We start from the raw sequence: 22,962 nt of genomic DNA on the forward strand, positions 1-22,962 counted from the left end.
ATGTGATCAACCTCGAAACGTTTTACATGGTGATTAACCATGAAAACAAAAACGCCCCCTTATGGAGAAAGGAGGCGTCTAGCGTTAGATTTCGACCTGAGTACCCAGTTCGATAACCCTGTTTGGCGGGATTTCAAATTGATCTGGTGCACGCAGCGCATTACGTTGCAGCAGCAAGTACAGCTTGCCGCGCAGACGCAAATACCACGGGCGTTTGCCGAGGATCAACGACTCATGCGACATAAAGAAGGAGGTTTCCATCATCCGGCAACTTAATCCTTCCAGACCGCAGCGGTGGAAAACTTCTTCCACGTTTGGCGTTTCTCGCCAACCATAACTTGCCACCACGCGCCAGAAAGTGGGCGACAGTTGTTCAATCTGTACCCGACGGACGTTATGGACATATGGCGCGTCTTCGGTGCGCAGAGTTAACAGAATCACCCTCTCATGCAATACCTTGTTATGTTTAAGGTTATGCATCAGCGCAAAGGGAATGACGTTGATTGCACGCGACATATACACCGCGGTCCCGGGCACGCGAACAGGCGGTGATTTCTCCAGCGAAGCAATCATCGCTTCCAGAGAGTTACCATGTTCATGCATCCGCCGCAGCAAGCGGAAACGCTCGCTCTTCCAGGTGGTCATCACGATAAACATCACAGTACCGAGGCTCAATGGCAACCAGCCGCCGGAGAGCAGTTTATCGAGGTTAGCGGTGAACAATGGAATATCGACACAAAGGAAAGCAATCAGGATCAGCGCAACAAAATACTTATTCCAGTGCCAGTTCTGACGTGCCACGGTAGTCGAGAGAATAGACGTCAGCACCATGGTTCCGGTCACCGCAATCCCGTACGCCGCCGCCAGGTTGCTGGAGTGCTCAAAGCTGACAATCACAATCACGACCGCGACATAGAGCATCCAGTTCACAAACGGAATATAGATTTGCCCTGACTCCATTTCGGAGGTGTGAATAATGCGCATCGGCGACAAATATCCCAGACGTACCGCCTGACGCGTCAATGAGAAGACGCCAGAGATAACCGCCTGCGAGGCAATTACCGTCGCCAGTGCGGCGATGATCAGCAGCGGGATCAGCGCCCAGTCCGGTGCCAACAGGAAGAACGGGTTCTTAATCGCTTCCGGGTTCTTTAACAACAGCGCTCCCTGACCGAAGTAATTAAGGGTCAAGGAAGGTAATACGACGGTGAACCACGCCAGGCGAATAGGGAACTTACCAAAGTGCCCCATATCAGCATACAGCGCCTCGACCCCCGTAATCGACAACACCACTGCCCCTAATGCAATAAAAGAAACCGTTTTGTATTCAAGGAAGAAATGCATCGCCCACATCGGATTCAGCGCATGCAGCACTTCCGGGTTAGCAATAATGCTACGTAACCCCAGTCCTGCCAGAATCAAAAACCAGGTCAGCATGATCGGCGCAAACAGCTTACCGACCATAGCCGTGCCATGCTTTTGAATCATAAATAATAAAGTGAGAACGATAATTGAGAGGGGAACTATCCAGGTATCCAGCTGCGGGGCGACGATTTCCAGACCTTCAATGGCTGACATCACCGAAATAGCGGGTGTTATGACGACTTCACCATAGAAAAAGCTGCCGCCGATTAGCCCCATAATCACCAGCATTGATGTGGTTCGCGCCGACGTATTACGCCCGGCAAGCGACATCAACGTCAGGATCCCCCCCTCACCGGCGTTATCTGCCCGCATCACGAAGGTGAGATATTTAATGGAAACCACAAAGATTAGCAGCCAGAAGATCAGCGATAAAAAGCCAAACACGGCATCGCGTTCAACGCCAAAACCAAACTGGCCGGACAAACATTCACGAAGTGTATATAACGGGCTGGTACCAATATCGCCGTAGACAACTCCAATCGCCGCGAGGGTAATCGCGGGCAATGATTGCTTATTATCAGTGCTCATAGACTAGTCTTTCGTTGAAATATGAAATGTGTGCTTAGTCCCTTGGCCCACAAAAAAGCGCACAGTATGCACGATTAACGGCAAAATCGTACTCCTAAATGCGGCCACATTAACCTGGCTCAAAGAAAAATACCCCCCCTTTGAGTAATGCCAGTCAGTTAAGCAACTGACTGGCTCTTTTTCGGGGCTGTGGGGTATTTCCAGGGCCTCTCCTTTACCACTCTCGGGAAGGCCCTTTCCCTTCTCGTCGGTAATTTCACAAGTTGTCCCATACTTGCAAGATCGCGCATCAGCTCCGGTATACGTCCCGGTGAAGCGCCCTGCAATGTCATCAGCATTCTCATCACCATTCCGCATGATTCTGAGAAACTCAGTTGATTCGGCCAGTAACCTTTCAGATGTTCCGCCATTTTAATCATCTGATATCTCACCAGATTATAAGCCAGTAAGACACCCCACAGCTCTTGCTCCACAAGCTCCGGCTTTTTACTTCTCAGCGTCAGCCTGCTCAGTTGCATCGTCTGTTTTATCTCCCTGTATCCCAGTTCGATTTCCCAGCGATGACTGTACAGATCCGCCATTTCTCCTCCGGGGAAGCGCATGGCGTCCGTCATCGACGTCAGCAGATGGCAGACTTTTCCTTTGCGCGTCACGGTCAGCAGGCGGGCTGTCACTTCATTTCCCAGTCCCGGCCACTTTTTTCGTGCCTGCGGGCTGGTTTTCAGCTTCACCAGATGATCGCCTTTACCCAGTTTTCTGAGCTCTTCATATTGCGCTCCCTTTCTGAGAGGTATCATCCAGTGGCGGTGTTCTCCCGCCAGGCTCCAGGCATTTAACAGTCCCAGTGAGTAATAACCTTTATCCATTAACGTCAGAGTGTTATCGCCGGTTTGTTCTATAAGTTGCTCAGCAAGCTCATTTTCGCTGTTCTTCATCGTGCCGAAGGCTGCAGCCGTCAGCAGATGGCTGGTCAGTTCCATCTGGCAGACCATTTTGACCTGCGGGTAGAGCGCCGGGTTCCCGGCATGTGTCTGGCGGGGGAAGGCTGCATCGTTCTCTGGTGTATCCGGTGTGCGCCAGAACACACCATCGATGGCCAGCAGGGTCAGGCCGCACCAGTGCGGATGCGGCGTGGCGTTATGCCAGAGCTGCGCTGTTTTCGTGAACACGCGGCGGACAGCCTCACTTCCCAGGCGCTGGCGGGCCTGAATAACGGCACTGGGGGCAACGAAGGGGCGATTGCCCGGCAGCATGATGTCCAGGCGATTCACAATCTGGTGAAGAGGTTCTTTACGCTCAAGCGCCATGCCAACAATACACCAGACCATCATTTCGAGGGGAAGACGGCGCTTGCGTAGCGTTACAGTACCTGATTCGGCAAGGCAACGAGAGATGAGTTCGGGGTCGAGGTAATCCCCCAGAGAAGTCAGTGGGTTACGCAGAGAATCGTAACGGGATACCAGATCAAGAGCCTGTCCAATGTGCATAAAAAAATCCGGAAACAAGTGAGCGTTTCCGGATTCTTACACAGCCACTGGATCGGTCAACTGATCCTTAACTGATCGGCATTACACCACTAAGGAGACGTTTTTTGCCCCAGGGGCAAAGTAGCGAAAGGTCACGCTGTTATCGGCATTGACCTGAGTCACATACTGTTTAACCGGAATAGTGGGTGCCGGGCTGGCTGGCATATCCGCTGCTATGGCCCACTGAGCAGAAATACCGCTGGCAATAGCCAGCGTTAAAGCAGCAATTTTTATATTCATCGTAATATTCCTTTCATTAAGTTCCATTACCACCAGATTTCAGCCTGCGCACCGACAGCAAACTGGTCGTCTTTATTGTCTTCAAAGGTGAAGCCATCCAGTTCGTTTTCCAGAGCTTTGATATACGTGGCGTAGAAACGAATTTCCGGACGCGAGGTCAACATACTGGTATTGACTTTAAAGGTATGGAAGAGCGTGGTTTTATAACCAGACTCATTAAATTTATTACTATTCGCATCTTTGTTTTGCTGGGTGAAATAGCCCAGTTCAACACCTGTCTGGTTATATTGGTCCCAAATATAGGCCGGGCGAACAACCGCACGAATAGATTCGAAATCAGAGTGTGCGCCTGTTTCGTAGCTATAAATATCGTTACCGAAGGAGTAAACAATCGCGTTAGCCACAATAAAATGATCGCCGATATAGGCTTCGCCCTGCGAGGTCAGACGAACTGCTGTTCCGCCGGTGTGATCACCATAATAACGACCATTAAAGGTGGTAAATGGACTTGCGCCAGCATAACGGCCAAAGTTACTGGCGATAGAGTTATTCGCAACCAGGAAGGAGAATTCGTTGAAGCCACCTTTATCAAATTTCTGCGTTAAAGATGTGCCGAACATCCAGGTATCTTTCCAGTCATAATACCCGTTATTATCCTGATTATCTTTTTCCGATGCGCTTTCGTTTGCCGTGACATAACGACCACTCACCATTAAGGTCGCTTTATCCCATAACGGGATATCTTTATAGCGTAAATCAATAGTATTGGTATTAATCTGCTGTTTGTTTTGCAGGCTGCGATCGTAATCATCGACATCTTCGCGAACCAGCGCGATATCAATTTTACCCGGACCGACTTTCCAGTTTTCCAGACCTACACCCGCTGCGGCATCAGTACGCTGCGTTTTCCAGTCCAGCATCTGGATTTCAATTTTCGGCGCACCGTGTTTACCCACCCAGAAATCAGCCTCTGGCGCAAAGGGCAGGAAACCTTTGGTGGTAACGTACATATCGGAGAACTGCATAAAGTTCTCGCCACCGGCGTTATCGCCAAACCAGCCGGTAGAGTACTGCTGACCAACGTTACCATCCATCATCACAACGGCATCAACCCGTTTGCCGTTTTCGTTGTAGACACGTTGTTTTAACTGCAAATCAAACCAGCCGGAGTATTCGTTACCAAAGCGGCCCAGAGAACCAATCGCCCATGATTTAGGTGAACCATGAGAGGCGGTCCCCCAACCAGAACGGTAATAGCCGTTGTAACTAAAGCCAATTTCATCTTTCACAAACTTACTGAAATCTTTCAGAGTCATGGAAGAATAAATCGAACCTGTCTCACTGGCATTTTTCTCTTCATTTTTGACCAGTACAGCATCAGGTTTTGCGGCACTACTGGTCGGGAACGGATTGGCGGCATACCCTTGATCATTCGTACTTACGCTACGATTCACCGTCGCTGGCGTATATTTTTTCTTCTCTTCATCTTTATACTTTTTGAGTTCGCTTTGCGTTTCTCTTAACGCTTTTTCTAATAACTCAAGGCGTTGTTCCACCGTTAATGATTCAGCCAATGATTGTGCAGAAAAGGCTAACGGTGCCATTAATAAGATGGCAGAGGTAATAAGATTTCGTCTAAACATAATATCCCTTTATGGTGCAAAGAAAGAATTAACGTATCGCATCCAGACTGTTCTGAATGCGACGATAATTAAGGTGCTTTATTGGTTATTTTTTTAATGACAGCCCCCGCGTTTTGATCACTTCTGCATACCATCCGAAGCTTTTCTTACGCGTTCTTGTGAGGCTTCCTTCGCCATTATCATCACGATCCACATAAATAAAGCCGTAGCGCTTAGACATTTGTGAATGAGATGCACTGACTAAATCAATTGGCCCCCAACTGGTGTACTCCATAATATCCACACCATCGGCAATCGCTTCATTTACCTGTACCAGGTGATCGTTTAAATAGGCAATTCGATAATCGTCCTGTATCGAACCATCCGCTTCAACGCTGTCTTTTGCGCCTAATCCGTTCTCGACAATAAATAACGGTTTTTGATAACGATCCCAAAGCGTATTTAACAGAACCCGTAATCCAACCGGATCAATTTGCCACCCCCACTCTGAACTTTTCAGATGCGGATTGGGGATCATATTCAGTATGTTGCCCTGCGCATTTTTATTAATGCTTTCGTCGTGGGAAACACAACCAGTCATGTAATAACTAAAAGAGATGAAATCTACAGTATGTTTTAAATCTTCTGCGTCACTTTCAGTCATCTCAATGGTGATATTGTGGTCGCGGAAGAAACGCTGCATATAGCCGGGATACTGGCCACGCGCCTGAACATCACCAAAGAACATCCAGCGCCGGTTCTCTTCCATGGCCTGCAACATATCCTGTGGCTGGCAGGTGAGGGGGTAAACCAGCCCACCGAGAAGCATATTGCCGATTTTCGCTTCGGGGATCAGGCTATGACAGGCTTTAACTGCCCGCGCACTGGCAACCAGTTGATGATGGATCGCCTGATAAACTTCCGCCTCGCCACTCTCTTCTGCCAGCCCCACGCCCGTGAATGGCGCGTGTAACGACATATTGATTTCATTAAACGTCAGCCATAACGCTACTTTATGTTGGTAGCGGGTAAAGACCGTGCGGGCGTAATGCTCGAAGTGATCGATGACCGCCCGATTAGCCCAACCGCCGTAGTTTTTCACCAGCCCATATGGCATTTCGTAATGGGATAACGTTACCAGCGGCCTGATCCCCGCCTGCGCCATTTCATCAAACAGCCGATCGTAAGGCAGTATGACTTTCCGTGAGACAGATGCTGGCCAACGTGGGATATTTAACGCGGGTTAACATCGTTGTCAGAGCCGCATGGGTGAGCTGTTGCTACACCCCGGTATTTCCACCACGGAGGCCAGCATGAACAACAATAACACATTGTACGTCGGGTTAGATGTTCACAAAGAATCGATTACTGTCGCTTATGCTATCAATTCAGAACCTGTTGAACTGATGGGTAAAATTGGCACATCACCTACTGATATTCAGAATCTTTGTAAACGTCTCAGGTCAAAGTCATCGCAGGTCAGTATCGTTTATGAAGCGGGGCCCTGTGGTTATGGACTTTATCGTCGGCTGGTGAAATCCGGTTTTGACTGCATGGTCTGCGCCCCCTCACTTATCCCGAAAAAACCGGGGGAGCGGGTTAAAACCGATCGCCGTGATGCCATCAGACTTGTGCGTTCACTGCGTGCAGGAGATCTTTCTGCTGTCTACGTACCCGGCATTGAAGATGAGGCATTCCGGGATTTGGCCCGGGCATGGGCATCTGCCCGCGATGATTTACGGCATGCAAGGCAACGTCTGAAATCGTTTCTTCTGGTTCATGGGGTCCATTATGTCGGGCGAGCAGATTGGGGCCCTGCACACCGACGCTGGCTCAGCAAATACTCATTCGAAAGTCCCTGGCGACAATTAGCTTTTGACGAACACCGTCGTACAATAGAAGATCGGCAGGCACAATGTGAACGGCTGGAATCCGCCCTGAAGGAGGCCGTTACCGAATGGAGGCTGTATCCGGTAGTAGAGGCGCTGCAAGCCATGCGAGGGATTCAGTTTATTACTGCGGTTGGATTAATTTCTGAACTGGGTGATCTGACCCGTTTTGAACATCCACGACAACTGATGTCATGGTTTGGTATCACGCCATCAGAATATTCATCGGGTGGAAGCAGACATCAGGGCAGCATTACCAAAGCCGGAAACAGCTATGCCAGAAAGCTATTGGTCGAGGCAGCGTGGAGTTACCGTCATCCGGCACGCATCAGTCCGGCAATACAAAAAGGCAGGAAAATTTACCCCGCCCCGTCATTGACAGAGCATGGGATGCTCAACTCAGGCTTTGTAAGAGGTATCGAAAACTTCAGGCCAAAGGAAAGAATGTCAATATTACAATTGTTGCTGTTGCACGTGAGCTGGCGGGTTTTATCTGGGATATGGGCCGAATAGCAATGTCTGTCGCACAACAACCACAATGTCACAAATAAAAAATGAGAATAACCAGTTCCCTGAAGGCGACGTAGCCCGGTACAAGAGTAACCCACGTTAGCGCTTGGCGACGGCGGAACAAAGCTGATTCGCGACGTAAGAAAGTGGCAGGCTCATATGACGGACCTCTGTAATGCGGTATCCAACCCGCGAATATCAGCGTGATTCACCGTCGGATTTACTGCTACGTCGCCCTCAGGGAATTAAACCTAAAAAGAAAATCGTCAAAATTAGAGATTCCGGTTTGACACGGAAAGTCATATCAACGCTAACCCCGCTTCATTCGGTTCGGCTTCGTCGCCCTGAGGGAAAATTCGCGCCCAGGCAATGGAAATACGCAGACAGGTGAAGCCCATCTCGGCAAATAACGCGATATCTTCCGGGTAACGGTGATAAAAATCGATGGCGACATCTTTGATATTCTCTTTCCCCAGGATGCGCGGTTCCATTTTTCCCATAACGCCATGAGGCTGTAAATCTGAGGTCGTGCTCCCTTTGCCATCTTCCAGCCAGGCACCTTCCACCTGATTGGCAGCTGTTGCGCCACCCCAAAGAAATGTTTCTGGAAATGCTTTCATAATTAACTCCTTTTATCGTTAGCGAATGATGGATAACAGCGGTTCACCTGCGCTTATCTGCGCCGTGCCGTGGGGTAATACGTCTGTAAAATCATCGCTATTACTGATTAATACCGGCGTCGTCACATCAAATCCGGCCTCGCGAATAGCAGGGATATCAAAAGAAATCAGCCGATCGCCTGTATTGACCTTGTCACCCACGTTGACGTGAGCGGAAAAGAATTTGCCGTCCAGTTTTACGGTGTCGATACCGACATGAATCAGGATCTCCACACCATCATCTGACTCAATGCCAATGGCGTGTAATGTGGCGAACAACGAAGCAATTCGACCCGCAACCGGAGAACGCACTTCACCAACCGTGGGCAGAATGGCGATACCTTTACCCAACAGGCCACTGGCAAACGTGGTATCAGCGACGTGAATGAGCGGCACAATCTCTCCCGTCATCGGTGAACAGATACCGCCCTGCTCAGGTGGTGTAATAACCTCTGGTGTTTTCTCTTGCGGGGCACCCTGCGCTGGCTGACGTTTAGCGGTGATGAAATGAAGCATCACCGTACCGACAAATGCGCAACCGATGGCAATGACACCGCCAATAACGCTGGCCCAGACGGTGAAATCAATTCCCGTTGACGGGATGGTTTGCATGAAGGTGAAAATACTTGGCAAACCAAAGGAGTACACTTTCGTTTGCGCGTAGCCAATGATGGTGGCCCCCAAAGCCCCACTGATACAGGCGATAACAAAGGGGTACTTACGCGGCAGATTAACGCCATATACCGCTGGTTCGGTGATACCAAACAGGCCCGTCAACGCCGCTGATCCCGCCACCACTTTTTTCTGCGCATCGCGTTCGCAGAGGAAGACGCCGAGCGCCGCCCCGACCTGCGCCATAATGGCGGGCATTAACAGCGGGATCATGGTGTCGTAGCCCAGCACGGTGAAGTTATTGATACACAGCGGCACCAGGCCCCAGTGCAGTCCGAACATGACGAAGATTTGCCAGAAGCCGCCCATTACCGCGCCCGCAAATGCAGGAACCGCCTGATAAAGCCAGAGATAACCGGCGGCAATCAGTTCGCTTATCCAGGTTGATAGCGGCCCCACCAGCAGAAAGGTGACGGGTGTGATAACCATCAGACATAGCAATGGTGTGAAGAAATTTTTGATTGCCGACGGTAACCACGCATTAAGTCGGCGTTCCAGAATGCTGCACAACCAGGCAGAAAAAATAATGGGAATAACCGATGACGAGTAATTCAACAATGTGACCGGAATACCCAGGAAATCCAGCCCCAGCGCATCCGCTTTTTGCCCGTTCTCGAAAGCAGTCAGAATTAATGGATGCACTAACGCTCCACCAATCACCATGGCAGTAAATGGATTACCGCCGAAGCGTTTCCCCGCGGTGTATCCCAGGATTATCGGGAAGAACCAAAACAAGGCATCACTGGCGCTGAATAAAATTAAATAAGTACCACTTTGTTCGGTCGTCCACTGAAAAGTGAGCGCCAGAGCCAGCATACCTTTCAGGATCCCGGTTGCCGCCATCAAACCGATCAGAGGCGTAAAAATACCTGAAATAACATAAACAAAGCGGTTTAGCAGATTACCTTTCTCATCATTTTCCGGTGCCTGTTGCGCTTTTTCGCCAAGGCCTGCCACGCTGTTGACCGCCAGGAAGACATCGGCCACATGGTTACCTATGACCACCTGAAACTGGCCACCGCTTTCCACCACCATAATAATACCGGGGGTGTTTTTCAGTACCTCAGCTTGCGCTTTGCTTTCATCCTTTAACTTAAAACGTAATCGCGTTGCGCAATGCATCAGACTAACAATGTTATCTGCGCCCCCGACTCCTGCGACTATTTTTCTGGCTAACTCCGTCATAACTTGCCCTCTACCGCTTTGCGGCAAAACTCCCAAAAAAAAACTGAAAAAAACGGCCTGACGTGAATCAAGCAATTTTTTTCAGGTTTTGCCCGCTTAGTGCGGTAACAATCCTTTACTCAGTAATAATATTTCAGTGTTCTTTGCGCACGCGCTCTATATTTATGGCTAAAAACATAATCTCTGCGGGTGAAATTTTACGTTGATACTGCAAACCAATAAAAATGGCGATCCGTTCCGCACATTGCCATGCTTGCGGGTAATTTTGTTTTACTGCTTGTTGTAATGATTCATCACTATCGTTAATTGAAGCATGTTCAAGAATACGCCAGGATAAAAACTTCAGATGTGTAACCAGTCGCTGATAACTCAAGCTTTCTTCCTGGTAATTAAGGCTGAACTGAAATTTTATTAATTGCAGCATTTCGCGCATTAACTGCGTGACACCTGCAACATCCTCCATATTTCCGCTCATTTGGGCACTGACCAGATGCATGGCAATAAAGCCCACTTCATCTTTCGGTAACTGCACGCCCAACCGTTTATCAATAATGGTTAACGCTTCTTCCCCTAGCTGGAACTCTTTCGGGTAAAGCCGCTGGATATCCCACAGCAACGGGTTGGGCAGCAACACGTTTTGCTGAAAGCGTTTAATCGCAAACTGGCAATGGTCAGTTAGCGAGATATAAATACTGTCCTGTAATTTTCCCAAGCGCTCCTGCGCTAAAGAGATAATACGATCACAGGTTGCCATCACCTCAAGAGGAATATGACTTAAGAGTTCGCTTAATCGCCCGTTCAGTTCATGACTGCTCAAGGCATACTCTTTTTCTATTCCACTTGAGTTAATTCTTTCGCCAGCGCATTTTTGAAAGCCAATTCCTCGCCCCATGACGACTTTTTCCCGCTGTTGATCATCAATAACCACCACAACATTATTGTTGAGAATTTTGGTGATTTGCATGTTCATAGCAAGGACCTTTTTTATAAACAAAAAAAACCGACTTCACCAGTATTCTCTGGTTATGTCAGGTTTTGCCTGCGAATGCAGTAACAATCCAGTCATTTATTAATGGTTTTTATAACGAACATCCAGGTTCGGAAATTAATTTAATTGCGTGCAGAGAAAATAGCAATGCGCTATTGATAAAAATATGACCATGCTCGCAGTTATTAACTTTGTGTAATTTTAGGAATTTATAAAGTTATATATAACAAATCCCAATAATTAAGTTATTGGGATTTGTCTGGTGAATTATTTGTCGCTATCTTTTCCCGCCAGCAGTTTATCCAGCTCATCACCGCCTACATGACGGAAATCCTGCCCCTTCACGTAGTAGAAGATAAACTCACAAATATTCTGGCAGCGGTCGCCAATACGTTCGATAGAACGCGCGCAGAACAGCGCAGTAAGTACGCTCGGAATGGTACGCGAATCTTCCATCATGTAGGTCATCAGTTGACGAACAATACCTTCGTATTCCTGATCGACTTTTTTATCTTCACGATAAATACGTACCGCTTCGTCAATGTCCATCCGCGCGAACGCGTCCAGCACGTCGTGCAGCATCTGGATGGTATGACGGCCCAGCGACTCCAGACTTACCAGCAACGGCTGATGCTGCTGGGAGAATTTCTCCAGCGCAGTACGGCAGATTTTGTCCGCCACGTCGCCAATACGCTCCAGCTCGGCAATGGTTTTACTGATCACCATAACCAGTCGCAGGTCGCTCGCCGTCGGCTGACGTTTGGCGATAATGCGCACGCAGGCTTCATCGATCGCCACTTCCATCATGTTGACGTTCTTGTCGCCTTCGATCACGCGCTTCGCCAGATCGCTGTCCTGGTTATGCATCGCGGTGATTGCATCAGAAAGCTGCTGCTCCACCATGCCGCCCATGGTCATCACCTGCGTGCGGATACTTTCCAGTTCGGCGTTGAACTGGCCGGAAATATGTTTATTAAGATTGAGACTGTCCATAACGCACTCCTGAATCAACCGTAACGACCGGTGATGTAGTCTTCTGTTTGTTTCTTCGCTGGCTTGGTGAACAGATCGTCCGTGTTGCTGAACTCAATCAATTCGCCCAGGTACATAAACGCCGTGTGGTCGGAACAACGCGCAGCCTGCTGCATGTTGTGGGTAACGATCACCACGGTGTAATCCTGCTTCAGTTCGGTGATCAGCTCTTCAATACGCCCGGTAGAGATGGGGTCGAGCGCCGAACACGGTTCGTCGAGCAGCAGCACTTCCGGGCGAATGGCGATACCACGCGCAATACACAGACGCTGTTGCTGACCACCAGAGAGAGAGTAACCGCTCTGGTGCAATTTATCTTTGGTTTCGTTCCACAATGCGGCTTTGGTCAATGCCCACTGCACGCGCTCGTCCATGTCGGCACGGGAGAGCTTCTCAAACAGACGAACACCAAAAGCGATGTTGTCGTAGATGGACATCGGGAACGGCGTCGGTTTCTGGAACACCATGCCCACTTTCGCACGCAGCAGTGCGATATCCTGAGAGTTGGTCAGGATGTTGTCGCCATCAAGCAGAATTTCACCTTCTGCGCGCTGCTCCGGATACAGTTCAAACATTTTGTTGAAGGTACGCAGCAGCGTCGATTTACCGCAGCCGGACGGCCCGATAAACGCCGTTACCTGGTTTTTAGCGATATCCAGGTTGATGTTTTTCAGGGCATGGAATTTGCCGTAGTAGAAGTTCAAATTACGAACCTGAATTTTACTCGGGGCAGTTTCAACCATACTCATTGCAATCTTTTCCTCATCGTACCTGATGCTTTTCGCTAATCAGGCTTACCGTAGGCCGGGTAAGGCGTTCACGCCGCATCCGGCAAAGTGTTAACCGTGTTTATTCTTCGCAAAAACAACGCGCGCCAGAATGTTCAGCAGCAGGACGCACAGGGTAATGATCAATACCCCGGCCCAGGCCAGTTGTTGCCATTCCGCAAACGGGCTCATCGCAAACTTAAAGATCGTCACCGGCAGGTTGGCGATCGGCTGCATCATGTCCGTGCTCCAGAACTGGTTGGAGAGCGCGGTAAACAGCAGCGGCGCGGTTTCACCGGCAATACGGGCAATCGCCAGCAGGATACCGGTCATAATCCCGGACACCGACGCTTTCAGCGTAATCGCGGAGATCATCTTCCACTTCGGTGTACCCAGCGCATAAGCCGCTTCACGCAGGCTGTCCGGCACCAGTTTCAGCATGTTCTCGGTGGTGCGGATAACGATCGGCACCTGCAACAGCGCCAGCGCAATTACGCCCGCCCAGCCGGAGAAGTGCTCCATCTGTGCCACCACGATGGTGTAGACAAACAGACCAACCACAATCGACGGCGCGGAGAGCAGAATGTCGTTAATGAAGCGAATCACTTCTGCCAGCCAGGATTTACGACCATATTCCGCCAGATAAATCCCCGCCATAATGCCCAGCGGCGTACCGAATACCGTGGCCCACAAAATTAACAGCCCGCTACCCGCCAGGGCGTTCGCCAGACCACCACCTTCCGTATTGGGCGGCGGCGTCATTTCAGTGAACAGCGCCAGCGACATACCGTCGATACCGCGAGTGATGGTGGACATTAAAATCCAGATCAGCCAGAACAGGCCGAAGGCCATCGTCGCCATCGAGAGCGTCAGCGCAATACGGTTTTTGAGGCGGCGACGCGCCTGCATTTTGCGGCGAGATTCAGCCAGCGCCGCAGTGGTTTGCATTTCAACCATAGCCATTAGCGTGCCCCCTCATTCTTAGCCAGGCGCATAATCATAAACTTCGATGCGGCGAGGACGATGAAGGTAATCACAAACAGGATCAGGCCCAGTTCCATCAGTGCGGCAACGTGCAGACCGGATTCCGCTTCCGCAAATTCGTTCGCCAACGCAGAGGTGATACTATTGCCCGGCATGTACAGCGAGGCGCTGTCGAGCTGGTAGGTGTTACCGATGATAAAGGTCACCGCCATGGTTTCACCGAGCGCGCGGCCCAGCCCCAGCATGATGCCGCCGATAACACCATTTTTGGTGAACGGAAGAACGATACGCCAGATAACTTCCCAGGTGGTGCAGCCAATACCGTAGGCCGACTCTTTCATCATCACCGGGGTTTGTTCGAACACATCACGCATTACCGCCGCAATGTACGGAATAATCATGATGGCGAGGATCACGCCTGCCGCGAGGATACCGATACCAAATGCGGGGCCAGAGAACAGCGCGCCAACAATCGGGATATTCGACATGATATTGCCGACCGGCTCCTGAAAGTAAACGGCGAACAGCGGCGCAAAGATAAACAGGCCCCACATGCCGTAAACGATACTTGGAATGGCTGCCAGCAGCTCAATGGCGATACCCAGCGGGCGTTTCAGCCAGCCAGGCGCAAGCTCAGTCAGGAACAGGGCGATACCGAAACTCACCGGGACGGCGATCAGCAGCGCGATAAACGAAGTCACCAACGTACCGTAGATCGGCACCAGCGCCCCGTAGATATCGTTCGGTGCATCCCACTCTTTGGTCCATAGGAAAGCCAGACCAAATTTCTGAATGCTCGGCCAGGAGGAGATGATCAGAGAGACAATAATGCCACCCAACATCAATAGCACAATCAGCGCCGCCAGTTTTACCAGCACGCTGAAAATTATGTCGCCCTTTTTACCCGGTGGGTTAAAAGCAGGCTTGGTTGCAGCCATAAGTTACTCTTCAGTTAAACGCGTTTACAAAGTCATTTTGTAATGCCGGATGCGGCGTAAAACACCGTACCCGGCCTAGAGTTTTATTAGTACAGCGGCTTACCGCTACTGTCTTTAATATTGGTCTTCCACGCAGCGCGAACCTGTTCAACTACACTATCCGGCAGGCTGGCGTAATCCAGGTCGTTCGCCTGTTTAGCCCCGGTTTTGTACGCCCAGTCGAAGAATTTCAGCACTTCTGTGCCTTGTTCTGGTTTCTTCTGATCTTTGTGGATCAGAATGAACGTGGTAGAGGTAATAGGCCATGCATCTTCGCCTTTCTGGTTGGTCAGATCCTGAGCGAAGGTTTTGCTCCAGTCTGCACCTTTTGCTGCATTAGCGAAGTTTTCTTCGGTCGGACTAACCGGTTTACCATCAGCGGAGATCAGTTTGGTGTACGCCAGGTTGTTCTGCTTCGCGTAAGCATATTCAACATAACCAATTGCACCCGGCAGACGCTGAACGAACGCGGCGATACCGTCGTTACCTTTACCGCCCAGACCGATCGGCCATTTTACGGTAGAGCCAGTACCAACGTTGTTTTTCCACTCTTCGTTCACTTTCGCCAGGTAGCTGGTGAAGACGAAGGAAGTCCCGGAGCCATCTGCGCGGCGTACTACAGCAATGTTTTGTGAAGGCAGTTTCAGACCCGGATTCAGTTTGGCGATGGTTTCATCATCCCACTTCTTGATTTTGCCCAGGTAGATGTCGCCGAGGGTTTTACCATCCAGCACCAGTTCGCCAGACTTCAGCCCTGGAATGTTAACCGCCAGCACCACGCCGCCAATCACGGTCGGGAACTGGAACAGACCTTCCTGAGCCAGTTTTTCGTCAGACAGCGGCGCGTCAGAGGCACCAAAATCAACGGTATTAGCGATAATCTGTTTTACGCCACCGGAAGAACCGATACCCTGGTAGTTAACTTTATTACCGATTTCTTTCTGGTAAGTGTCAGCCCATTTGGCATACACCGGCGCAGGGAAGGTTGCACCTGCACCTGTCAGGCTTGCTTCTGCAAACACAGAGAAAGCGCTCATCGATAAGGTCGCGGCGACAACAGTTGCGACGGTGGTACGCATAACTTTCATAATGTCTCCTGGGAGGATTCATAAAGCATTGTTTGTTGGCTACGAGAAGCAAAATAGGACAAACAGGTGACAGTTATATGTAAGGAATATGACATTTTTATGACAGAAAGGAATTAACAAATAACTTACTGATTTTAAATGTGAAGATGAAAATCCCACATGTCATCTTTTTGTCATGATGCATTTAAAAGTGATAAAGAAATGGGTGAGATGACAACGATGTGATGAACAATCGTTGTCAGACCTATTAGCGCACAATCTCAACAGTTATCGTCGCTGTTGCAGTAAATTGCCCCGGGGCTGGGCGAGCTCCAGTAAGGCTCGCAGGAGCAGCTGAAAAAGTTACACTACCTGATTTTTCACCATACACTGTTGATTTACCCATGTCTGTTGGCAACTCACCACCGTTCACTTTGATTTCCTTATTATTTTTGTCGTAAATTTTTATCCCCACGTTAGAGTTTGAAGTTACGACCATTGAATTGTCCGTATTGGGTTCGGTAGCATAAAAAGACGTACTGATATCATCGGTATTCAGTATCCCCAGGTTTTCACACTCAATAGTGACTGTTTTAGTAATTTTATGTGTTGTTACCGCACTTCCAACAACAGATGAAAAATCTGCAGCTGGTATTTCTTTAAAATCAAAATAAACTGGCTGTAAATTATTTATTTCGCAACTTTGCGGAGCTGTAATATCGCCCCGAATATAAACATCAGCCATCGGCTGTGAGTAATCCACCGGGGTGTCACGGCTAATTGTTCCATACAATGTCACTATCTTTGTTTCAGGAATAATCAATTTTCCTGCAAATGTCTTCTTGATATAAAAATATACTATCGCTTTACCCCCACTGGATATACTTAAAGGTTCAATGCGGTTGCAATTGTACTTTGTATTACCAGACGGGTTGTTAGCATGATATTCAAAAGGTGCATTCACATACCCAACCCCAAGAATATCTATAGCAATCCCAACATCAAGGTTCGGATTAAGATCATAATAATTAATATTAGAGTGAACCCCAGCATAAGTTAATGCCTGGTTTATTTTTGACGTATAATAGATATAGGGGAATTCTCCTACATTACCAGTATCACAATGACAGCGTCCAGGATATGAGGATCCATTAGTTACAGTGGTATTAAATGTCGTTCCAACCTTATTTTCGTTCGCGGTAATAAGATATCCCGAGAAATCAAGCGTACGGTGAAATACGCCATTATCAGGGGTACAGATACCTTTAGGAGCTGCAAGTGCTACACTACTTAACGAGAGCATAAACACAGCAAAGCACCACTGTTTGATATACTTGTTCATAAAAATCCTTTTAATGACATGTCACACCCTGTTCAATTAATCCGCTCTCACTTTCTGGTGTCGAAAGTGAATAATTGAAGATGCATTTTGTTGAGGCGTTTTCTCCCCAGGATAACGTAACCTGTCCTTTTTCTGGTAGACCAGAAAGATAAAGTTCGCCACGGTCACCGACAATTCCTGAATCTGCCAAACTTGCATCTTGTATCGCAGCAATGGCTCCAAAAGGTACCGGTTTACCATTTGCATTTAACACTCTGAAGAGAACGCGATAACCCACATGAGTCACAAACTCCGCTTTAACCACTGCACCACGCGTGGGAACCATCGTAACGACGGTATTATCAAGTTCTATATTCGACTTCGAGAAATAGTTATCGCTGATTGCTACCCGATTTTCATCATAAGGGTTTAGCTGTGTCTTGACCGTATAGCCGCGCCAGTCCGTCGCAGCACCGCGCATATTATCTATTTCTAACCCGGCGGCCCCAGGTGCTTTAACAAGAGCAATAGTTTCACCTAACTCCTGACTTAACGTTACCCCTTCGCTGTGTGCCAGAATTCCCCCTCTGATACCATAATTCAGCCTCTGGGAATTTTGGCTGTAGTTATAGCTGCCGTTCACCGTGCCATAAGAGCCATCATAGGTCAGGGACATATTACCGCCAACCTCATCATCATGACTGTTATAGGACTGCATTAAATTCCATGAAAGGTTATTTCTTTCCAGCGCCGTACCGCTGAGTCCGAGTTGATGTGAGCTACCGGAATTATCGTTTTGCGAAACAGAATAGGTGGCGTAACTATTACCCCACCAGCCCAATAAAGGAACAGATAAAGAGAGCATGTAGATCTGCTCACTGGTGTTATCACTGGCATGGTTGTTCCCCGTCCCCTGTCTGGCAGTATTGGAATAACTCCAGGAGACGTTCCACGAGAGACGCTTCCAGCTACTGCTGTAGCCAAATTGCATTAATCGTTCGACATCATCGGTATGCCAGTATTGTTGCCGGCTTAATGTCAGGTATAAATTGCCATAATCTCTCCCCAACGACTGCGTTAGCGTCCCCTCCACGCAACTACGTCGGTTACCTGTTTCCCAAAAGTCTTCAGGGCTGTTGCGCCGCGATGCCCACTCATTGAGGGTATAGTAGCCCTCGGTGGAGTAACGATAGCCAACCAAGCGCAAGCTAGTGTCTGTGTCGTCAAATCGTTTTGAATAGAGAAAGCGATATGACTGACCCGTTTCTGTATCATCATGGCTAAAATTCGCACGAGCATGTGTCACATCGAAAGAAATTGCGCCCAAAGCGCCAAGATCTTTACCGACACCCAGAGCTGCAGAACCATAATTTTCAGCAGCCTGCATACCTCCATATAAAGTGATCCCGTGGGAAAAACCATGAAGTATTTGCGCCTGAAGGACGTCCGGTGTAAATCCGTCTTCATCGCGCAATTCACCCACGCTGACATCAACATCTGTCTGACCTTCACGTTTAAGAATCGCTAATGAAGCATAAGGTTGGGTGAATCGTTGTTCGCTACCGTCTTCTTCTTTGATGGTTACGTCCAAATCGCCACCTGTACTGGCGGTGTTGAGATCGGTGATCTCAAAAGCACCTTGTGGAACGGCAGACTGATAAATCACGTAGCCATTCTGCCGAATGATGACGGTGGCGTTGGACTTTGCAATCCCACGAACCACAGGAGCAAAGCCATTCTGGCTGGCGGGTAGCATATCGTTATCAGTATACAAACGCGCGCCGCGAATTTGCGTACTGTCGAAAATATCGCTCGCCGTCCACGTATCACCAATCATAATCTGGCTTCTTAACGCGGCAATATCGCGCTGTATCCAGGTACTAATGGAGTTGTATTCCGCACGGCCATCGCTGGTGTTTAAAGTACTGTAATTACGTAGCCGCCACGGTCCAATATTCAGTCCATTGCGCAGATTGAGATAACTGGTATCTGTCTCTTGTGAACCATAATCTGAACGTAGTGTATGTGAACCAGAAAAATCGTAGTTGATGGTGAGCGCGTTAATCCCCTCATCCCAACGCGTGGGGCTGATGTAATCATAAGCCATCGCGTCCATGTAGATTTGGGGAATGGATATATTCAGCTGCAATTTATCACTGTCAAACTGCCAGGATGAGCCTTCAATACGTGGAGCAGGATCGAGGCAAACCGTCTCATCCACATCATTGAACGATTTGAGCGCATCAACTTTTATGCCAAAGGAGGACAGTGTTTTTTTAATGGCAATAAAGCAAGCGTGCAGATCAGCATCTGGATTATCCTGAACAAATGTCACATCCTGACGTTCAAACATTTTACCGTTGATAAAAATATCAACGCTATAAACACCTGGGGGCATCAGGTTTGCCCGATTAAACTGGCGAATATCGACTCCGGATTGATGGTCGATTTCCAGAAGCGCCGGATTGAATACACTGACCTCGGCCATCAGGTTTTGCGAGAAAATCAGACACGTCCCTGCCGTGAGGCCAACCACTATTCTGGTCGTCATCATAATACGCCTATCCTTATCCCTTGCTTACAGCGTCATTTTTATCGGGTCACTGACTGCGCCGTAATCATTAATAAATCGCCAGGTCATTTGGCCTCCCGCAGAATTAGCAGGTAAAGGTAACGTGAGCGTTTCAAAAGGACGGATCATATTGAGGGGCACATCATGGCCATCAACGATGACATCCATCACACTGATATGAATTGGGTTGGGATTCTCTGCTATCAGATTTCGCCCTTCCCGGCGCCATTTCACTTTCGGCGCAGCATCTTCGGGAATAAGGCGGATATTTGCTGGTCGCCAGAACAGCTTGATACGCGTTTTTACTGCTATTTCCAGCGAGTTCGTCGCTTTGTTGCTCGCTGATGGCGGAATATTTTTAATATTCAGCCAGAAGACTGACTCGCGATCATCAGGCAATGACACACCTTTGGTGTGAATAATGCGTAATATTTTTTCTTGCGAAGGTTCTAATCGTGATACTGGCGGAATAACGGTAAACGGCGCTTTGCTTTTATCCTCTTTATTAAATGGATCTACCCAAGCCTGGATGAGATAAGGTATTTTTTCTTCTTTGCTAAATACAGAAATAGATTTATCAGCATTATTACTTAAGTAAACCACCCGCGTACCACCAATGACAACGCCTGCATAAGTTAATGCTGGTTGGCCTAAAAAAACGCTGAGTATAATCGCGGTAAATAACTTACATGAAACTGTTGTTTTAAAGAGCCTGATTAAACAACTTTTTCTGGACATAACGACTCCCTGGCCAAAGCCAACTGAATAAAAAGGCCCTTGATAAATTATTTCTTATATTCGACAGTAAATTGTGAATCAGCGTTCGCCGTACCAGCCGTTACGGTCGCATTGGTTGCCACATAGCGTGCAATAAACTTCATTTCAGCCTTGCCTTCAGCATCGATAGCGGTATAAGCAGAGTCGTTATAAAGTTTAACCAGCGAATTATCGGACTGGTTAAAAATACGAATACCAACGCCGGTTGCCGCAATCGCTTGTCCTGTACCGGTAAAATCACCAGGGTTGCCTGCTGTAAGCGGCGTACCCACTTTCAGGTCGCCGTCGCCGCCAGGCGCTTCTGTACCATCAAAACGAACGGCTGCTTGAGTGTACGTTGCCGGGCAATTTTCAAGTTTAATACTGAACTTCTGTGGCGACGCCAGACTACCTACACCTGAAAATGCATTTTTACTGACTTTACCCAGTGGGACAATTTGATCGGCTGTATCGGAGGTAACTTCACAAGTAGTGTCGACAATTTCACCGACGAAGTGAACAACACCATCTTCTGCCAGTGCATGCCCGGCCAGCATTAGAGATGCCAGAGTGAATGCACCGCCTATAATATTACGCTTCATAAAAACTCCATTGATATAATATATCCTTTACCATGAATCATCACTTATATTAATAAGTGTATTTTTGATTCAAAGGAATAGTACACCAAAGAGACGGCTTTATCTAAAAATAATATTAATTACGCAAAAATAAAATATAAATTTATTGTTTAAATATTATTTAAACAGTAAAAAATCAAGTTTGTTATCAGACATTAATGATAATTCAGAATATATTTATATAGAAAGATAGATGAATTTATTAATGTCAGTTATAAAAAAGGGCCACCGGTCGGCAGTAATGCCAGTCAGTTAAGCAACTGACTGGCTCTTTTTCGGGGCTGTGGGGTATTTCCAGGGCCTCTCCTTTACCACTCTCGGGAAGGCCCTTTCCCTTCTCGTCGGTAATTTCACAAGTTGTCCCATACTTGCAAGATCGCGCATCAGCTCCGGTATACGTCCCGGTGAAGCGCCCTGCAATGTCATCAGCATTCTCATCACCATTCCGCATGATTCTGAGAAACTCAGTTGATTCGGCCAGTAACCTTTCAGATGTTCCGCCATTTTAATCATCTGATATCTCACCAGATTATAAGCCAGTAAGACACCCCACAGCTCTTGCTCCACAAGCTCCGGCTTTTTACTTCTCAGCGTCAGCCTGCTCAGTTGCATCGTCTGTTTTATCTCCCTGTATCCCAGTTCGATTTCCCAGCGATGACTGTACAGATCCGCCATTTCTCCTCCGGGGAAGCGCATGGCGTCCGTCATCGACGTCAGCAGATGGCAGACTTTTCCTTTGCGCGTCACGGTCAGCAGGCGGGCTGTCACTTCATTTCCCAGTCCCGGCCACTTTTTTCGTGCCTGCGGGCTGGTTTTCAGCTTCACCAGATGATCGCCTTTACCCAGTTTTCTGAGCTCTTCATATTGCGCTCCCTTTCTGAGAGGTATCATCCAGTGGCGGTGTTCTCCCGCCAGGCTCCAGGCATTTAACAGTCCCAGTGAGTAATAACCTTTATCCATTAACGTCAGAGTGTTATCGCCGGTTTGTTCTATAAGTTGCTCAGCAAGCTCATTTTCGCTGTTCTTCATCGTGCCGAAGGCTGCAGCCGTCAGCAGATGGCTGGTCAGTTCCATCTGGCAGACCATTTTGACCTGCGGGTAGAGCGCCGGGTTCCCGGCATGTGTCTGGCGGGGGAAGGCTGCATCGTTCTCTGGTGTATCCGGTGTGCGCCAGAACACACCATCGATGGCCAGCAGGGTCAGGCCGCACCAGTGCGGATGCGGCGTGGCGTTATGCCAGAGCTGCGCTGTTTTCGTGAACACGCGGCGGACAGCCTCACTTCCCAGGCGCTGGCGGGCCTGAATAACGGCACTGGGGGCAACGAAGGGGCGATTGCCCGGCAGCATGATGTCCAGGCGATTCACAATCTGGTGAAGAGGTTCTTTACGCTCAAGCGCCATGCCAACAATACACCAGACCATCATTTCGAGGGGAAGACGGCGCTTGCGTAGCGTTACAGTACCTGATTCGGCAAGGCAACGAGAGATGAGTTCGGGGTCGAGGTAATCCCCCAGAGAAGTCAGTGGGTTACGCAGAGAATCGTAACGGGATACCAGATCAAGAGCCTGTCCAATGTGCATAAAAAAATCCGGAAACAAGT

Annotated in this window: 15 protein-coding genes and 4 pseudogenes; 1 reads left to right on the forward strand and 18 read right to left on the reverse strand. The window is 48.6% G+C overall.

Annotation, left to right across the window (positions count from 1 at the left end):
• Window positions 1–84: 84 nt before the first annotated feature.
• From kup to bglB, 5 genes and pseudogenes are all read right to left on the reverse strand, one after another.
• Window positions 85–1,953, reverse strand: a complete 1,869-nt coding sequence (gene kup, locus C1P89_RS19540; RefSeq protein ID WP_000102304.1) for a low affinity potassium transporter Kup — start codon at window positions 1,951–1,953, stop codon at window positions 85–87.
• A 158-nt stretch (window positions 1,954–2,111) separates the two neighbouring features.
• Complete coding sequence (locus C1P89_RS19545) at window positions 2,112–3,458, reverse strand: IS4-like element IS4 family transposase (protein ID WP_000483769.1); 1,347 nt, start codon at window positions 3,456–3,458, stop codon at window positions 2,112–2,114.
• A gap of 66 nt (window positions 3,459–3,524) precedes the next feature.
• A pseudogene (locus tag C1P89_RS19550) lies at window positions 3,525–3,719 on the reverse strand (esterase family protein); the annotation flags it as partial.
• Window positions 3,720–3,745: 26 nt separating this feature from the next.
• Complete coding sequence (gene bglH, locus C1P89_RS19555; RefSeq protein ID WP_000489871.1) at window positions 3,746–5,362, reverse strand: carbohydrate-specific porin BglH; 1,617 nt, start codon at window positions 5,360–5,362, stop codon at window positions 3,746–3,748.
• A gap of 85 nt (window positions 5,363–5,447) precedes the next feature.
• A pseudogene (gene bglB / locus C1P89_RS19560) lies at window positions 5,448–6,527 on the reverse strand (6-phospho-beta-glucosidase BglB); the annotation flags it as partial.
• 127 nt (window positions 6,528–6,654) lie between these two features.
• Between bglB and C1P89_RS19565 the strand changes: the two are divergent.
• Window positions 6,655–7,781 (forward strand): annotated as a pseudogene (locus C1P89_RS19565) (IS110-like element ISSso6 family transposase).
• A gap of 267 nt (window positions 7,782–8,048) precedes the next feature.
• On the opposite strand, the pseudogene C1P89_RS19575 reads toward C1P89_RS19565, so the two are convergent.
• The 13 genes and pseudogenes from C1P89_RS19575 to C1P89_RS19635 form a co-directional block, all read right to left on the reverse strand.
• Window positions 8,049–8,360 (reverse strand): annotated as a pseudogene (locus tag C1P89_RS19575) (family 1 glycosylhydrolase); the annotation flags it as partial.
• A gap of 18 nt (window positions 8,361–8,378) precedes the next feature.
• On the reverse strand, window positions 8,379–10,256 hold the full coding sequence (gene bglF, locus C1P89_RS19580) for a PTS beta-glucoside transporter subunit IIABC (protein ID WP_000137315.1): 1,878 nt from the start codon (window positions 10,254–10,256) through the stop codon (window positions 8,379–8,381).
• A gap of 133 nt (window positions 10,257–10,389) precedes the next feature.
• Window positions 10,390–11,226, reverse strand: coding sequence for a transcriptional antiterminator BglG (bglG, locus tag C1P89_RS19585; RefSeq protein WP_005138135.1), 837 nt, complete (start codon window positions 11,224–11,226; stop codon window positions 10,390–10,392).
• Between the two features lie 285 nt (window positions 11,227–11,511).
• On the reverse strand, window positions 11,512–12,237 hold the full coding sequence (gene phoU / locus C1P89_RS19590; protein ID WP_000377786.1) for a phosphate signaling complex protein PhoU: 726 nt from the start codon (window positions 12,235–12,237) through the stop codon (window positions 11,512–11,514).
• A 14-nt stretch (window positions 12,238–12,251) separates the two neighbouring features.
• Window positions 12,252–13,025, reverse strand: coding sequence for a phosphate ABC transporter ATP-binding protein PstB (gene pstB, locus C1P89_RS19595; protein WP_000063125.1), 774 nt, complete (start codon window positions 13,023–13,025; stop codon window positions 12,252–12,254).
• A 90-nt stretch (window positions 13,026–13,115) separates the two neighbouring features.
• Window positions 13,116–14,006, reverse strand: a complete 891-nt coding sequence (gene pstA / locus C1P89_RS19600; RefSeq protein WP_001251991.1) for a phosphate ABC transporter permease PstA — start codon at window positions 14,004–14,006, stop codon at window positions 13,116–13,118.
• Window positions 14,006–14,965: a phosphate ABC transporter permease PstC gene (gene pstC, locus C1P89_RS19605; protein WP_000741620.1), complete on the reverse strand. Its 960-nt coding sequence runs from the start codon at window positions 14,963–14,965 to the stop codon at window positions 14,006–14,008. Before pstC ends, pstA begins: the two co-directional genes overlap by 1 nt.
• 86 nt (window positions 14,966–15,051) lie before the next feature.
• Complete coding sequence (pstS, locus tag C1P89_RS19610) at window positions 15,052–16,092, reverse strand: phosphate ABC transporter substrate-binding protein PstS (RefSeq protein WP_000867134.1); 1,041 nt, start codon at window positions 16,090–16,092, stop codon at window positions 15,052–15,054.
• A 247-nt stretch (window positions 16,093–16,339) separates the two neighbouring features.
• Window positions 16,340–17,413, reverse strand: coding sequence for a long polar fimbrial minor subunit LpfD-O113 (gene lpfD-O113, locus C1P89_RS19615; protein ID WP_001046012.1), 1,074 nt, complete (start codon window positions 17,411–17,413; stop codon window positions 16,340–16,342).
• Between the two features lie 10 nt (window positions 17,414–17,423).
• The gene (lpfC-O113, locus tag C1P89_RS19620; protein WP_000989208.1) at window positions 17,424–19,946 is read right to left on the reverse strand and encodes a long polar fimbrial usher protein LpfC-O113; all 2,523 of its coding nucleotides are present in this window, start codon (window positions 19,944–19,946) and stop codon (window positions 17,424–17,426) included.
• 24 nt (window positions 19,947–19,970) lie between these two features.
• A complete protein-coding gene (lpfB-O113, locus tag C1P89_RS19625) occupies window positions 19,971–20,702 on the reverse strand; it encodes a long polar fimbrial chaperone LpfB-O113 (protein WP_000088114.1) in 732 nt (243 codons plus the stop codon).
• Between the two features lie 47 nt (window positions 20,703–20,749).
• Window positions 20,750–21,322 carry a long polar fimbria major subunit LpfA-O113 gene (lpfA-O113, locus tag C1P89_RS19630; protein ID WP_000827803.1) on the reverse strand — a complete coding sequence of 191 codons (573 nt, stop codon included), beginning with the start codon at window positions 21,320–21,322 and terminating at the stop codon, window positions 20,750–20,752.
• A gap of 291 nt (window positions 21,323–21,613) precedes the next feature.
• Window positions 21,614–22,960, reverse strand: a complete 1,347-nt coding sequence (locus C1P89_RS19635) for an IS4-like element IS4 family transposase (protein ID WP_000483769.1) — start codon at window positions 22,958–22,960, stop codon at window positions 21,614–21,616.
• Window positions 22,961–22,962: the final 2 nt, after the last annotated feature.

It is taken from the genome of Shigella sonnei (genome assembly GCF_002950395.1).
Lineage (GTDB): Bacteria > Pseudomonadota > Gammaproteobacteria > Enterobacterales > Enterobacteriaceae > ECMA0423.